Source organism: Rhodococcus sp. (in: high G+C Gram-positive bacteria) (assembly GCF_049286785.1).
In the GTDB taxonomy this organism is placed as follows: domain Bacteria; phylum Actinomycetota; class Actinomycetes; order Mycobacteriales; family Mycobacteriaceae; genus Rhodococcus_F.
Window position 1 is genome coordinate 1 of sequence record NZ_JBAQEO010000474.1, and the last position, 13,657, is coordinate 13,657.

A 13,657-nucleotide genomic window follows, 5' to 3' on the forward strand; every position below is an offset into this window, starting at 1 on the left:
GCTCACCACCGACCAGAAGCGGCTGGCGCTCATCGAGGCAGAACAACGCCGCCGGACCGGTAGCAGCGCACGAGCACCGCAGCGCAGGGACCGGCAGACCACCGAGCAGCCGCGTGAACCGGAACTGTCCGCTTACGACCAAGAACACGATCGAGGACCTGAGCTGTAGCAGTCGGCACACCACACATCCTCGCCACTACCAGCGAGGGGAAACGAGGAAAACATGGCAACCGACGTCCGGGCACAGTACGAACACGAACCGCCTCCCGAGCCTGTCGGCACCGCACAAAAGGCACAGTCGCCGTCGGGCGACGCCGGCTCTCTCGAGCCACAGGAACAACTCGATCTCGACGAATCCTGGTCTGCAGCTGAGGGCGGTGCCGACGTAAACGCCGGCGACTCCGATCGATCAGACGACTCCATACCTTCGCCGCATCAGGCCAAGGAACCCGCCCCAACCCGCACTCCCATACGGCCAGGCGACGACGGCGTACGCGTCGATCCGATCACCGCATCACCGACCGTCAGGCAGCCGAATCGGGAGCCGCAGCGCACCGCACCGCCGCCGAATCAGCAGGTGTCCGACATCGCCGCGTTCCTCACCAACGCCGATGAACGGCGGCGCGCCGGACAGCGAGTGCCCTCACCCCGCCCGATCCCAGATGTGCTCGGCGCCCACAACGGTTCACCGATCGACCAGACCAGAATCCAAGTCCTCGCCGCGGCCGCCGCGGCACGTCACCTCGAAGGGCCCGAATCCTCGAGCGCGCAACGCCTGAACAAGCTCGCCCAGGACAACGACGCACGGCTACACGCCCTCCGCGACCACGAGCGCCGCAACGCGTCGATCGCGCACTCCGCTCAGGAAGTATCGAGAGAGGATCTGGACGCCGTCGATCAGGAGCGCATCGAACGAGAGGCCGTGAACGATCGTCGTGTGTTCGACGCGGCCGCTGCTGTCGCGATGGGGTATGTCGCATTGAAGGGGCTTCCCGCCTACGACCAGCTCGCCCAACTCTCCGAGACCCGGCTCGGCCCCGTGCCCCAGTTGCCAGCGGCAGAATCTCCCGAGCAGTCGCCGGCCAAGGGTGGGCCATCCGCTGCGGAGAAGACGAAAAGCGTTCTCGACTCCATGGGCCGAGGACTCGCCCAGGCTGCCGGTCCGCTCGCCGGCGACGACGAGGTTGCCGCCAATCTCTCGCCAGTCAACCTCGCTCAGGTCGGTGACGAACTCACGAATCTGGTGGCGAGCATCGCTCCGGCCATGAAAGCAGCCATGTCGAGCCACCCGCGGTCCATCAAGGAACTCCTCAACGTCGAGCAACGCCCCGACGAAGAGAGCGAGATCGCGTTCGAGCAAGAACCCGAACTCGACCGCGAACGCGGCCACGACATGGAGCACGCCATCTAGATTCGCCACACTGGTCTGCGAAGCGACGAACGCTGGTGGGCTGCCCCGAGACAACTCGGGGAGCCCGCCAGCGTTTCCAGTGCTTGTTTCTCAATGTTGCAGGCTTAGCTGTCCAAGGTCCAGCGGCACCCGCCTACGGTCTTCACAAATTGGCGGTACTGGTTTCAAGGTAGGCCGTGGTGCCGAAAGTCTGAGCCCCAGGCATCGCCTCAGAATCGGGTGCGCTTTTCCTGGGCAAGAAGTACGCGCCGCACATGCCGATCTGGCTCTTGCCGTCCGTCACATACGTGCCCGGCCCAATGTCGACACCGACCGTAAAGATCCCATCGCTGAAGGATGTTCGAGGCCCAATCGGCGTCGGTGCAACCGTTGTGGTGATGGGTGCTTGCAGACGCGTTGTCGTCGGCGGAGCGGAGGCTTGGACGGTAACGGTCTCGTACACCGTGACGGTTTCGGTGGAGGCGATGGAAGCGTTGTCGTCGCTGCATCCGGCTAGAAGGAGAAGCGCGCGCTCACGGCGGTTCTCACTGCGGTTCTGTTCACCGGAGATACTTACCAGACTGAACAATTTTTGGGGTTTATCAGCTATCGACCATGAACAGACCTGCCGGCGGCTGGATGAAGATCGGCCAGACCACCATGTGGAAGACCCGGCACCCGCAGTTGAGCATCGACTTCCGGAAACGCTACGGCTGGACCATCGTCCGTCACTGGCAGTCGAACCCGGTCTCGGCGATCCGGCAGCAAGGCGCCCCGCGATCAGTACTCGGCGGCCTCGAGATCCACCTGCGACGCCACGCCGGACAACCTGACGAGGTGACTGTGCTCAGCGACCCGCTCCCCCACCGCGGTCGCGGCATCTGCGGAGCCGACGAATCCGAGACATTCCGAGGCCAGTCCTTCGGCGACCTCGTCGCCTACGCCGACGTCCTCACCCGCTGCAGCGCATCCGAGGCGTAGAAACACGAAGGTTCCGCCCGCCCACTGCGACGAAGGCTTCGACTGGTTCAGTTCAGATCACCCATAGAAGACTTCTCGACCTGACGAAGTACGGGATTGGCAGGAGGCCGGTCCAGGACGGAGAGGACGTGGCCGTCGCCGGGGCCGCATTTCGTCCCGATCGAGACGATGGCACAAGCGACACCGACGACTCGCGATCTCACCTCGGTGGCGGCACTCGTCGACGTTCTCAACGATCACCGAGGTCGACCTGGTATTCCTCGACGCCGCCTGGAAATGGAGACCGGCCGCGCCGACTCGCTCCGTCTCCCTGGTCGACGCTCCGATCCACATCTGCTTCATCACCGCCGAGATCTCTCATCCTCTTGTTCCCTGAGCACTGCCGCCGAGTCACACCCACAACCACAGCTTTCGACGAGTCGCATGGGGCGTGTTTAGGCAGGGCACGCCGGAGAGGTGAGCTGGGCGAAGGACACGATTGTGCACGCAGTAGCCTTCGATAGCTTCCAGGTGCCATTCGCTGCGGGGATGAAGATCGCCGGGATGCCGTTCGGCTGGACCTCGCCATTAAGCGTGAGCTGCAGTTGAGCACTGGCGGTGCCGTCGCCGTTGTCTATGACCGGATCCAGCACTTGCACCTGCGCACCCGACTTCTGGGCTGCGGCGGCGACCTGATTGATCAGCTCCGGATCCTGGTCCGAACCCCCAACCATTGCCACTTTCTCCTCGATCGGAGTCGCGGGGTCCATACCCTTTGCAAGAAGTGCGTTGAGTTCCGCCGCAGTCGGCAACTTGAGCGGCGGGGCGGTCTCCGTCGTCGTGGTTGTAGTGCTCGTCGTGGCCGCGGTGTCCGAGTCGTTCGATCCACAACCAGAAAGCGCTAGTACTGCGGAAATTGCTACTACCCCAACGGTAACCCTTCGAAAATTCATCTCAACTACCTCTCAAAATCAGTGTTTCCTCTGTGGCGATCTAAGCATCAAGTTCGGAACTTCCCCGGCCACCGTCCCACTTCGCAGGGACGCGCGTCGAGTAAAGACACGCCCTCTGCTTAGTTAACCTCGCGAAAAGGTCACAACTGTGAAATGGTTCAACTGGGGTGGCCTATGAGGCCATAGTGCATCACCAGGGACAAAGGGGAGGCGTGTATGACGCGTATCAAATCTCTTCGCCGCAGAGCGACACGCTCTGCTTCATTGGTGTTCCTCAGCCTGCTACTCGGCGTTGGCGGGCTCATCACCGCCCCAACAGCCTCTGCTGATGGAAACTATTGCGGCTATTGGGTTCTAGGCGCTATCGAGGCAAAATATCTATCCAAGGGTGGCCCGGGCGGCGTCCTTGGATGCCCCACGACCGGCGAGTTGACCAATCCAGACGGCTATGGAAAGCGGAATCACTTCGGTCCGCGCGGCATCATCTACTGGTCTGGCGGCACTGGAGCACACCCCGTATGGGGTGCCATCCTCGATCTATATAGCGCGTGGGGCTACGAGCAGGGCCAGTACAGGTATCCAACCGGCGATGAGGCCGTCTATCCCGATCCGCTTGGACCGAGGTATACGCAGAACTTTCAATGCGGGCGGCTCCAATGGCAGAGCGGGTGGCCTTCCACCTACTACAATTGCGATTAATCAGGAGGGGTGAGGAATGAAGCTCAGGAAATCCGCACTAGCAGCCATCGCCGCGATGGGCGTAGCAGCAGCCGGCGCAGTCGGCGCCTATACCGTCGCAGTCGCCCAACCCTCCACGAACGCACAGCCGTCTTCCACGGAGACGCAGGAAACCTCTTCAACCAGCGCACAGCCCGCAATCCCCGCGCAGGAAGCGGGACCCCCCGCCCCCGCTGAACTCACCGACAAGATCAACAACTTGACCGTGGGACCTTCGGAAAGTGCGCGGTCTGCTCAGCCAGATCTCGTCGAGGGAGACGGCCCCGACCCGGTGATCTTCGATCCGAGAGCAATCGCTGCAGGAGTTTCGCCCCCTGTTTCCCAGGTCGTTCGAGTCGATATGGTTGGGACCGATCGAGCGATCGCCACTTCAAAGGTGCTCATCAACGGCAAGGAAATGCCTCAACTTGCACAGATACCGTTTGTCAATGACGGTGGGGTGTGGAAGATCGAGAAGGCATGGGCTTGCAGTTCGATCATGGCCAGGGACAGCAACGACCCCGCCTGCGCCTAGCTGAACAGTCTGACCAGGAACGCCAGAAGGAGAGTTTCCTTCTGGCGTTCCTGGTTTCTCAGAAAATCTGGAACTACAAGTCGCGTGTAGTGGTGACGGAGATGAGCGGGCGACCAAGGAGCATGGCATGCGGTGAGCTCGAGCTCAGCGCCGCCGCCTGTTGTGCCGTCGACCGCGACGAGCGCGGAGTATCTGTTCGGAGGTGCCATGGTGTTCGATAGCGGCAATGCACGGTTGTTGGTGGTGGATCGGGCTGCCGAGGTGCTCGATCGAGATGACGCGTTCGCGGTGACGGCGAACGCCGACGGTTCGGGTTGGTGTCTCGAGGTCGGTTCGGGTTGGTGTCTCGAAGTGCACATCGCCGGGGTTGCGGACGTGGTGGCTCCCGGGTCCGATGTCGATGCGACGGCGTTCCTGCGGCGCGAGTCGAAGTACTTCCCCACCCGGACGGTACCGATGCTTGGCCGCGCCACCGAGCTGGCCCGCCACGTTGACCCCGACGGCGGATCGGTCGACGTTGCGGGTCCGCACCGAGTTGTCCAGGGACGGGTCGATGTCGGGAGTGACAGTCGACCGTGGGTGGGTGCCGGCGGGCCGGTGCGTGGCGGTCAAACACAGCGACGTCGCCCGCACTCTCGGATCGGTCGAGGACCCACTCCACGATGACGTGAGAGTCGCGAATTATGCGGTCCAGGCGCTGCTGGCCTGGCGCCGCCGCGCCGGTGTCTTCACCCTCTACGACATCGCCGACGGATGGGTCAGTACCGAGGAAGGCGGCATCACCGCGATACCCCTCGATGCACGCACAGTGGGGTACGTCATCGTGCAAGTACTGATGATCGCCGCCGATGAGGCGATCGCCCAGTGGTGTGCCCAGGAAAATCTGCCGATCCTGTACCGGAACGACCGCAGCGCGGCGGCCGCCGGCAGCAGTGAAGACCTGGCTGCGGAGGTCGAGGCAGCCATGACAGATTCAGTGTGGCGGTTCGAGAAGCTGCGTTCGCGCCTGCACTCGGCGTGTCGGGCCGCCACCTACGCTCCGACGGTGGACGGCCATCACGGGTTACGGTTGGCCGCGTAAACCCACGCCACCTCGCCGCTGCGGCGCGTGGCGGACCTGATCACCCAGCGAGCCATCTTCGCGCACCTCGACGCTGCCCCTGCCCCTTATACGACCGAGCAGCTGGGAAATCTCGCGATGACGACATCAGCCGCCGCATCGCAGCCGATCAGAAGGCGGAGGCTGACCGGATCGAGGCCCGCGACCGGATGGTGGCCGCACACATCGCTGCGGACGGAGGCCTGGAGGGACTCGATGCGAAGCGGTGGATGAAGGTCCTGGCGGCCGCGACGGAAGGGGATCTTCGTGTCGTTGCTCGACGCCGGAGCGCAGTGGATACCGATCCGGCGGAAGGTCTTCGACTGGGCCGCCCACGCGCATCCTGAATTCAGCCCGAGCGCGCTGGCGTTGTGGTCGCAGGCTCACCCAGAGCTGCCCCGTCCCGAGATCGACGGTGATCAGATCGGACTCTCGCATGCAATGAGGTTCGCCGCCAGGTACCGAGTCGGCGACATCTACGGGCCGTGGGCCGTAGCGGGGGGTAAGAAGCGGGCAGAGCAGGACGCGGCGGGGGGGGCTGATCATCGCGCTCACCGAGGACAGCCACGGTGACGTCGAATCCCCGCTAAGTCAATCGCCTGCTGTAGCTTCAGCCGCGGGGCCGGCGGGCCGCTAGGTCAGTTCGGATCCCAGGGCGATCGTTCGAGACTGCTGAGCTCGTCGAGCACCTGATCGACAGTCGTGGTCGGGATACGGAAGTCCTTGCCCTCCGAGGCTCGGAGGCGGTCGCGTACGTAGGCGAGCATGGCGAGTTCACGCCCAATGTCCTCCGGATGTTCTGTCCGAGAGTCGGTATCGAGATACTCGTCGTTCATCGTTTACGCCAATGCCATTAGCTCAGGTTCGTGGACCGATGGACCTCTGCAGCGAATCGACCAACTCGGACAGTTCCTCCCGAGTGGCCGCGAACGAGACTTCGCGCTTTTCGCGGGTGCCGGTCTTGGCAAGATTGAGGGTGACCGTCATGCGGCGCGGAACGTTTCCGCTCGAACGGCGAGACATACTGCCTGAGTTGACGCTGAGGGCCCTCGTGAGAGCCCATTCATCGAGCTGCGCGAGATCTGCGCCAATCAGAACCTTCGGTCCCGAGCCGTCAAAGTTGTCTACCATCCACTCCGTTTCAGGATCGTTGAGTTCGCTGTAGTGGGCGGAGCAGACGGGCGTCTCGTAGCTGTAGCTGAAGGAACCGCCCGGCTTTCCTGGATCCAGATCGATCGCGGTCTCGGCCAAGTTGGAGCAGTTGTAAACACCACACGTCATGTCTGTTCCCTACCTATTCCTACGATCGGTCGGCACAACGGTAGACGGTGCCACTGACAAACCGAACAACGTCCACACGCGGACCACAGATTCCAGCGTCGATCTTGATACCGTCGACGACATGCTTCCTCGTAAGTCCCCGGAGGCTCATGAAACCTCGCGTGTGCAAACTCCCCGGTCATTAGTTCGTATTACCCCCGCTCCGCTGGCGGGACCTCGACAGCTGTATAGGGCAGCATCAGGGGCATGAGTCGGCGAATCAGACTGTACTTCAGGAAACACGGCACAGAGGAAACCCGCTACGTCGCTTGGTTCGAGCTGACCGACAAACATGACTTGTATTGGGGAGCAGCAGAAAGGACTCTCGACCTACCCCCTACCCCCTACCCCGACCGCGGGCGGCACCAGTTCAGTCGAGCTGACGGTCCCGCAGAACTGGCAGGAAGCCGAAAAGGTTCACGCCAAACGCTCCTATCACGCCTCCGGGGTCATGCATGTGCAGGCAAACGGTAGCGGAGCGGCTGCGGCAAGCGATGTTCGTCTGGTTCGGCCGGAGGAGATCAGTGGTCCCACCTTCCTCGAAATGATGATCACGAAACCGCCGGCCAAGTTCGAGCCCTACACCCGATCGCTAACCAGACATCAAAGCTCAGCAATCGTGCTGAGCGTCCCCGAGGAAGATTGGAACGCTCGGCAGTACCTTGAGCTCTTTCTTGCGCCGTCGGGCGAGATTCAATGGCCCCGGCCCCTTCTGAAGGTGGCCGAGGGATTCTCCGACACGCCCGTTTACCACTCGCTCGACATCGAGATGGATCGACTCTTGGCGGTGCGATGGATCCCCCTTCCTCCGTCCGAATGGGACCAGTCCGACGAACCAATGGTCAGTTTCAGTCTTCTACCGGCCAAAAGAAGTGGGCCATACACCGGGGCGATCGCCCACGATCGCAAATTCTGCCAATCCGGCCAGTAGTTGCGGTTCCGGCCTTCCGGTGCAGTCACGGTGGGGTTCATCGAGAAGCACGGAACCGCACCGCCGGCGGCGACGTCGTCGTAGAGCGAGCGGAACGCACGTTCCTGTTTCAGGTAATTCGCGTCTAGTTGTTGCGGTTCATGAGGTTGGTGACGCGATGGGTGCGAGTCGGTAGCTGAGGGCGCGGGTCTCTTTCGGCAGGATGAGAAGTGCGACCAACTCGTCCCAGCCAGAAAGAGACCCGCGTGTCCCACCGTAACGCCCCGCTTAACCGGCCTCGGCCTCGTCATCGAACCGATGCAACTCTTATCACAGGAATTTTCCTTTGTAGATCTTTACCTGCTATTTGCGAGCTTGATCACCCGCTGGGTGGGATTGCGGTGGTCTGGCTCGGTCTGCGTGGCGGAGGCCGAGGGCTCATCACCCGGTAGATCGCCGCGACCGTCCCGAGGTGACCGACGTCGATGCCGGCGGCCTCCAGTCGCAGGGCCAACGTCCGGCCTGCTGGAAGTCTGGGAACTCCAAGCCCAGCCCAGCGTCGATCAGTACGGTCTGGTCGCCGCTACGCACCACGACAACGTTGAGCGGCCACTCGAGCTCGCCCGGCGGCAGGAACATCTCGTCCAGCCACGCCGACAGGTCAGCCGAGTCGGCATTATAGGCAATCGTCTGGGCTGCGATCGGTAGCCCCCCGTCGCTGATCACCAGACGCCGACCTTCACCGCGTAGCGCGACGGCATCCGGTCGCCCCCAAAAGAGCACGGATACAGCTGTGAATGGGCACCGCAGTTGGCCATTCGTCACCCTGGTTGGCCACTTCGCCAACCAAAGCCCGCTGCGCCACCTGACGAGGCCCGTCCGCGGCGGCCCATAGCCACACTGGGACGCTCCGGCCGAATCCTGCCCCGAAGTGCCCACCAGCCACGGCGTACCGAGAACGTTCAGTGGTCCGGGTCCCTTGTTGCAGGAGCACTGTCGGCCGGTCAGGCACGCGAAGCGGAAGCTCGATGTAGACAACGGCTAACGTGAGGACACGTTTTCGCACGTTGCCTAATCAAGGAGTTCCGACATGGCCCTGCCGATTCCCTCCGGACGGCGTACCGATGTCGTTCTCGCTCTGGCCGTTGCAACGGTTCTGATCGGCTCGGCCCCCGCAGGTGCCGAGCCCGCCACCCCGTCGATTCCTCGCGGCGCCCTCATGAGCGTCAAAGACGTGCTCGGTCCACAAGACCCCGGCTTCTGGAACCCCGATGTCCCGGGAACCCGCATTCTGACTCCGGTCGAGCCCGGGGTGAGTGTGTATTGCGCGAGCGGCTTCGAGCCGACGCCCGGATGCTCGACACTCGATATGCGCGACTGGTCCTCGCCGCAGCGGGACCTCGTGTTCGTCGACGTGCCCGTGATTGGACGGCCACCAGTACGCGTGTGGATGGACATCCTCCCCCGCTTGGATGAGGGCTCGCTGGGTCAACTGATGGAAGGCCTTTTCGCTCGTTGACATCGGGTGGACATGCGGAGAGCCCACCTGGCAGAGGCACTGCACTGCCCCCAATGAACGAGGCGCTATCCACGGCGTTGTTTGATGACTGGGTGACGACCGGCGCTCGACCAGGCCAAGATGACCGATAACCAATATCATCGACATTTCTGCTGGTTGATGCCCTTTTTCCGCGTCCAGTCTGCTGGCCGGTCCCGCGCTACCTCGCGAGTTCAGCTCTGCCTGTCGTCGCTCCCTGACTCGACCCGCTCGCGCAGCGTGTCAATGTATCCGGCTCGAATCACGCTACGAGTGCGCGGGCGCTTTCCCGCGTTGATGTCGTGGACGTACTGCGCGAGCCGTTCGGGGTTCTTGCCCGACCATCCGTGGGCGAGCGCCCATCCCTGCATCGCATCGGCGTCCATCGGCACCCGACCGTCGCGTAGAGCAAGCAGAACGCCCACGACCTGGTCCTTCTCGAAGCCCGCCGAGATCGTGTTGTTGTGGTTCACCGTGCGCGTCAGGCCCTTGAGCGCCTTGACCACGACCGGGTCGAGCTCGGGGCCGAGGCTCTCCCACGAGGAACCGTCACCGAGAATGTCGGGTTTCATCGCAGCGACCCACGGGCGGATCCGGTCCATGTTCCAGGCGATCACGCAGAGCGCACGGATGCCACGGCTGTAGCGCACCAGCTCGCCGACGTCGTCCATGTCGGCCCACGCCATCAGGACGGGGCCAGGGCCCGCCGGCACACCGCCGCCGCGACCGGTGATGTGCTCGACGTTGCGGTGGCGTTGCACAAGTCGTTCCAGTTCAGCGCAGTTCCGGAGGTTCGACTTGAGTGAGGTCCACACCGACAGTGTGTCGCCGTCCTCCATATGTCTGACTGACCATTCGATCGCGGCAGCGACACCATCATCGTCGTAGCTGGCGATGGCAGTCGGGTAGTCGATGTCGTGATCGAACATGCTTCCTCCACGGTGGAGCGCTCGGGTACCGATCACGCTAGCGGGCACCACCGACATTGTTCAGTACACGATCGGCTGGCCTTCGGGCGATCGTCGGTGCAGCTTCGAACCTGCTGGTTGGGCGGCACCATCGAGGTGTGAGCAGTTACCCATTGACCCGCGGGGGTTGTACTGCCATTGTGAGTACATGACAGTAGTGCGTGATGATCGATTGCAGGTTCGCGTCGACGCGACCGCGAAGCGCCGTCTCGAGGAGGCGGCCAGCGAAGTGCACTTGAGCCTGTCCGCATTCGTGCTCCAGGCCGCACAGAACAAGGCCGACGACGTGCTCGCCGAACGGGACGTCATTCGTCTCTCACCGAACGCTGCAGCGGCGTTCGAGGAAGCGCTGACCCGGCCTGCCAGGGTGAACGACAAGCTGGCCCAGGCCCTCGCCCGGCCCATGAAGTTCACGTGGCTCGACTGACGTGGAGTTCTACCGTCCCTGCTTGCTCGCCGACAAGCATCACCGCACGGAGTTCGCCAGCAAGACCGAGTCGCTGAACGAGTGGCTTCGCAAGTACTCGGGGCAGAACCGACGCGGGAACACCGCTGCAACCTGGGTGATCGCCGATCACGAGTACCGCGTTGTTGCGTACGCAACCTTGTCGATGACCTCGGTCGACAAGAGCGACTGTCCGCCGGCCCTCGCCAAGGGCACCCCCCGCCAGGTACCAGCACTGCTTGTCGGGCGGCTGGCCACCGACGAGCGTTTCGAAGGAATGGGCCTCGCGACACAGCTCGTCCTGCACATCCTCACCACCGCACTCGAGCTCAATGCCACGGCAGCGTGCCGCGCGGTGCTCGTCAACGCCCTCAACGTCGACGCCTACGAGTGGTGGCAACGGTTCGGATTCGAGCCACTGGACCCAGAGGATGACGCGAGCCTCGACCTTTACCTGCTGACCGCGGATATCGCCAAGACGCTGGAGCTAATGATCCCCTCGTAGAGACGCGCGGCCGGCTCAAATGACGTCCAGGACCGGTCCAGCGATTCGAATGAGCTGTACCTGTACATCCCGAAGATCCTGGAGACGATCGCAAACGATCACAACTGGTCGACCAGGACCGTGCGCATCGGCGCACGGCTCTGGCCACTCACCGACCTGACCGACTCCCGCCTCCAGCTCTCGTTGGGGTCGCAATGAGTTCGACCGAACTAGACGGAGGAATAGCATGACCGCCGACGATGACGATGCCGACGACGACGCACGCGGCGTGGCAGCATGGTCCCGTCTGATGCACATCGGAGCACACGAAGGCGACATTGGCACCCGACCAGGCCTCTCCATCCTCGGCATCGACGAGGTACGCCGCGTCTGCATCCGCGCATGGAAGTACAGCCGGGCAGACTTCGAACCCGACTTCTCCGTCGAACTCAAACACAGCCAGTGGCGCGAAACCTGCGCGCTCGCTGGTTCGATGCCGAATCACTCATGCTCGGCGCTGCCGCTTACATCGAGGCCGTCTGGCACCAGCAGGCCATCCAGGCCAAGACAGAACCCGCGGGCATGGCCCTCGCCCAACGCTATCTCGCCGACAGCGCCATCGACGCCGCAGTTGGTGTCGGACATCGGCTGGCCAATTTCGTCGTCCGTGTGGCCAGGACCTCTCCCGACGCCCAAACCAACCTCGTCCAGCTCACCCACCGCCAGAAACTTGGTCCCACAGACCTCCCGTTCGCCACTGACGACAGTGACGCATGGCTCTCTCTCAACCCAGCGACGGTTAGACGCCTCAAGAAAGTCCTCGATCCTTCGCTTCACGCAGCCTCGATCGACGCACTCCACGAACTGGTTATCTCGCCAAAATGGGTTGCAGCAGTGGATATCCGGGCAGAGAACTTCCACCGATGGCGCAAAGAACATGAGTATGTGACCGGAGTCGACGCCCACTCAGGCAACGCCCAAGACATCTACGACGCGGAAGATAAGCACACCGGTCGCGCAGTAGGAGGCTACGGCCGCCGCCACAAGATCAGCGACGGCCTGACAGAGAAAACCACGAATGCCGCCGGCGACGGCATCCGCCGGATCGCAAAAGCCTTCGACCTCATCCTCACCAACACAGTCGGAACCGTGCTCCCCACACAACACGTCGGATTCACCGTCGACATCGACGACCCCAAACGTTTCCGCATCCACCGCGTTCAGCCCTCGACCGCCACTTACAGCTGACAAACCGCGAGTTTTACACAGCTCGCGCAGCACACTCGCCCGATGTGCCGGTAGAGCGTGCTTCGGGCTACTTCAAGCACTTCGGCTATCTCCCCCTTCGCGCGGCGAGCTCGACAGCGCGGCCGCCAGGTGTGAGCCTTTGCGGCAAGTACACGGCCCCGTTCGATCGGATTCGGTATTGAATCGCTCGGTGAGCAGTATCCCGGCTCTTCCCGATCGGGAGTGCATGACGCGGGTTCGCGGGTGACGTGGTGAGGCCCAAGAGCTGATTGACTGGAGTGCGTGACCGACAGCGAAGGAACGACGTCCGCGAGCCGAACGATTGCGATTCTCGGTGTGGTGGGCCTGATGTGCGGGTTGGCCGCCGCCGGAATCCACCTGTGGTGGTGGTCCTCCCAACCCAAGATCGACATCGTCTACGACGGTGCGTACGAGCCTTTGCCGGACGTGCCGATGTCTTCGGGGTACACCTCGTTGCCTCTCGAGACACCTGAGGCCGGGCCGTGGCTGTATGTCGTCCTCGTCGCTGTTCCCGCGGTGCTCGGAGTGCTCGCCGGCCTTATCGCTGTGTGGTCCGGGTGGGGATTGGCCCGCCGCAAGGGTTGAAGCGCAAGGAAGATCGTTCAACCATCGTCAGACAGGACGGCCGATCGCGTCCTGAGATCAGATCGGGTGCTGGGCGAACGGCCCGCCCGGGGTCCCGCTTAACAGTCCTGCATGCAAGTCCTGCATAGGGCGCCTATCCGGGGGTCGGAACACGGCAGAAACCGGCCGCTATCAAGTCCACACCCGATATTCGACGTTGATTGTCGACACGGGTATTCGACAGTCGGCCCGCATGGTGCTTGCTGCTGAAGCGTCCACGGGCCGCGCAGCGATCGGCAAGGATCACTGCAAGAGGTCGAGGTAGTGCGAACGGGCCTTCATGGCGTGAATGAGCAGCTCATTCCCACTGTCGAAGCGGAGGACAACCAACTCCAGGAGACGGCCATCCGGGTCGAAGCCCAGCCGGAACTCTCGAGCGGGGTTGTCATCGTCCAGACCAGCGATATGCACGTGGTGCTCTGCCGCGTAGATACCAACCTCTGCGC

The 13,657-nt window shown here is 62.9% G+C and carries 19 protein-coding genes and 1 pseudogene; 13 read left to right on the forward strand and 7 right to left on the reverse strand.

Annotated features, from left to right (window positions below; all coding sequences use genetic code 11):
• The first annotated feature begins 223 nt into the window (after window positions 1-223).
• A complete protein-coding gene (locus tag WAW17_RS17045; RefSeq protein ID WP_422334121.1) occupies window positions 224-1,411 on the forward strand; it encodes a hypothetical protein in 1,188 nt (395 codons plus the stop codon).
• Between the two features lie 142 nt (window positions 1,412-1,553).
• On the opposite strand, the gene WAW17_RS17050 is transcribed toward WAW17_RS17045, so the two are convergent.
• Window positions 1,554-1,979 (reverse strand): hypothetical protein, encoded by a 426-nt coding sequence (locus tag WAW17_RS17050; RefSeq protein ID WP_422334122.1) that lies wholly within the window; start codon window positions 1,977-1,979, stop codon window positions 1,554-1,556.
• Window positions 1,980-2,005: 26 nt separating this feature from the next.
• On the opposite strand from WAW17_RS17050, the gene WAW17_RS17055 reads away from it, so the two are divergent.
• The gene (locus WAW17_RS17055; protein ID WP_422334123.1) at window positions 2,006-2,371 is read left to right on the forward strand and encodes a hypothetical protein; all 366 of its coding nucleotides are present in this window, start codon (window positions 2,006-2,008) and stop codon (window positions 2,369-2,371) included.
• Window positions 2,372-2,805: 434 nt separating this feature from the next.
• Here WAW17_RS17055 and WAW17_RS17060 read toward each other — a convergent pair whose 3' ends face one another.
• Window positions 2,806-3,303 carry a hypothetical protein gene (locus WAW17_RS17060; RefSeq protein WP_422334124.1) on the reverse strand — a complete coding sequence of 166 codons (498 nt, stop codon included), beginning with the start codon at window positions 3,301-3,303 and terminating at the stop codon, window positions 2,806-2,808.
• A gap of 216 nt (window positions 3,304-3,519) precedes the next feature.
• Here WAW17_RS17060 and WAW17_RS17065 point away from each other — a divergent pair, with 216 nt between their 5' ends.
• From WAW17_RS17065 to WAW17_RS17085, 5 genes and pseudogenes are all read left to right on the forward strand, one after another.
• Window positions 3,520-4,002, forward strand: coding sequence for an LGFP repeat-containing protein (locus WAW17_RS17065; RefSeq protein ID WP_422334125.1), 483 nt, complete (start codon window positions 3,520-3,522; stop codon window positions 4,000-4,002).
• A 16-nt stretch (window positions 4,003-4,018) separates the two neighbouring features.
• Window positions 4,019-4,555 (forward strand): hypothetical protein, encoded by a 537-nt coding sequence (locus tag WAW17_RS17070; RefSeq protein WP_422334126.1) that lies wholly within the window; start codon window positions 4,019-4,021, stop codon window positions 4,553-4,555.
• Window positions 4,556-4,762: 207 nt separating this feature from the next.
• A pseudogene (locus WAW17_RS17075) lies at window positions 4,763-4,963 on the forward strand (hypothetical protein); the annotation flags it as partial.
• Window positions 4,956-5,636 (forward strand): RNB domain-containing ribonuclease, encoded by a 681-nt coding sequence (locus WAW17_RS17080; RefSeq protein ID WP_422334127.1) that lies wholly within the window; start codon window positions 4,956-4,958, stop codon window positions 5,634-5,636. The pseudogene WAW17_RS17075 and the gene WAW17_RS17080, both read left to right, overlap by 8 nt.
• Before the next feature lie 285 nt (window positions 5,637-5,921).
• Window positions 5,922-6,227, forward strand: coding sequence for a hypothetical protein (locus WAW17_RS17085; RefSeq protein ID WP_422334128.1), 306 nt, complete (start codon window positions 5,922-5,924; stop codon window positions 6,225-6,227).
• Between the two features lie 65 nt (window positions 6,228-6,292).
• Here WAW17_RS17085 and WAW17_RS17090 read toward each other — a convergent pair whose 3' ends face one another.
• Both WAW17_RS17090 and WAW17_RS17095 read right to left on the reverse strand, forming a co-directional pair.
• Window positions 6,293-6,490: a hypothetical protein gene (locus tag WAW17_RS17090; protein ID WP_422334129.1), complete on the reverse strand. Its 198-nt coding sequence runs from the start codon at window positions 6,488-6,490 to the stop codon at window positions 6,293-6,295.
• Window positions 6,491-6,512: 22 nt separating this feature from the next.
• On the reverse strand, window positions 6,513-6,935 hold the full coding sequence (locus WAW17_RS17095) for a hypothetical protein (protein WP_422334130.1): 423 nt from the start codon (window positions 6,933-6,935) through the stop codon (window positions 6,513-6,515).
• 331 nt (window positions 6,936-7,266) lie between these two features.
• Between WAW17_RS17095 and WAW17_RS17100 the strand changes: the two genes are divergently transcribed.
• The gene (locus WAW17_RS17100; RefSeq protein WP_422334131.1) at window positions 7,267-7,905 is read left to right on the forward strand and encodes a hypothetical protein; all 639 of its coding nucleotides are present in this window, start codon (window positions 7,267-7,269) and stop codon (window positions 7,903-7,905) included.
• Between the two features lie 420 nt (window positions 7,906-8,325).
• Here the strand turns inward: WAW17_RS17100 and WAW17_RS17105 are convergent, their stop codons facing one another.
• Window positions 8,326-8,610: a hypothetical protein gene (locus WAW17_RS17105; RefSeq protein WP_422334132.1), complete on the reverse strand. Its 285-nt coding sequence runs from the start codon at window positions 8,608-8,610 to the stop codon at window positions 8,326-8,328.
• Between the two features lie 364 nt (window positions 8,611-8,974).
• Between WAW17_RS17105 and WAW17_RS17110 the strand changes: the two genes are divergently transcribed.
• Window positions 8,975-9,403, forward strand: a complete 429-nt coding sequence (locus WAW17_RS17110) for a hypothetical protein (RefSeq protein WP_422334133.1) — start codon at window positions 8,975-8,977, stop codon at window positions 9,401-9,403.
• 212 nt (window positions 9,404-9,615) lie between these two features.
• Here the strand turns inward: WAW17_RS17110 and WAW17_RS17115 are convergent, their stop codons facing one another.
• The gene (locus WAW17_RS17115; RefSeq protein ID WP_422334134.1) at window positions 9,616-10,350 is read right to left on the reverse strand and encodes a hypothetical protein; all 735 of its coding nucleotides are present in this window, start codon (window positions 10,348-10,350) and stop codon (window positions 9,616-9,618) included.
• A gap of 187 nt (window positions 10,351-10,537) precedes the next feature.
• Between WAW17_RS17115 and WAW17_RS17120 the strand changes: the two genes are divergently transcribed.
• From WAW17_RS17120 to WAW17_RS17135, 4 genes are all read left to right on the forward strand, one after another.
• Window positions 10,538-10,816: a DUF1778 domain-containing protein gene (locus tag WAW17_RS17120; RefSeq protein ID WP_348610929.1), complete on the forward strand. Its 279-nt coding sequence runs from the start codon at window positions 10,538-10,540 to the stop codon at window positions 10,814-10,816.
• Between the two features lie 22 nt (window positions 10,817-10,838).
• A complete protein-coding gene (locus tag WAW17_RS17125; protein WP_422334135.1) occupies window positions 10,839-11,339 on the forward strand; it encodes a GNAT family N-acetyltransferase in 501 nt (166 codons plus the stop codon).
• Between the two features lie 441 nt (window positions 11,340-11,780).
• Entirely contained in the window at window positions 11,781-12,566 is a 786-nt protein-coding gene (locus WAW17_RS17130; protein ID WP_422334136.1) for a hypothetical protein, read from the forward strand.
• Between the two features lie 282 nt (window positions 12,567-12,848).
• The gene (locus WAW17_RS17135; RefSeq protein ID WP_422334137.1) at window positions 12,849-13,172 is read left to right on the forward strand and encodes a hypothetical protein; all 324 of its coding nucleotides are present in this window, start codon (window positions 12,849-12,851) and stop codon (window positions 13,170-13,172) included.
• 282 nt (window positions 13,173-13,454) lie between these two features.
• Here the strand turns inward: WAW17_RS17135 and WAW17_RS17140 are convergent, their stop codons facing one another.
• On the reverse strand, window positions 13,455-13,643 hold the full coding sequence (locus WAW17_RS17140; RefSeq protein ID WP_422334138.1) for a toxin: 189 nt from the start codon (window positions 13,641-13,643) through the stop codon (window positions 13,455-13,457).
• Window positions 13,644-13,657: the final 14 nt, after the last annotated feature.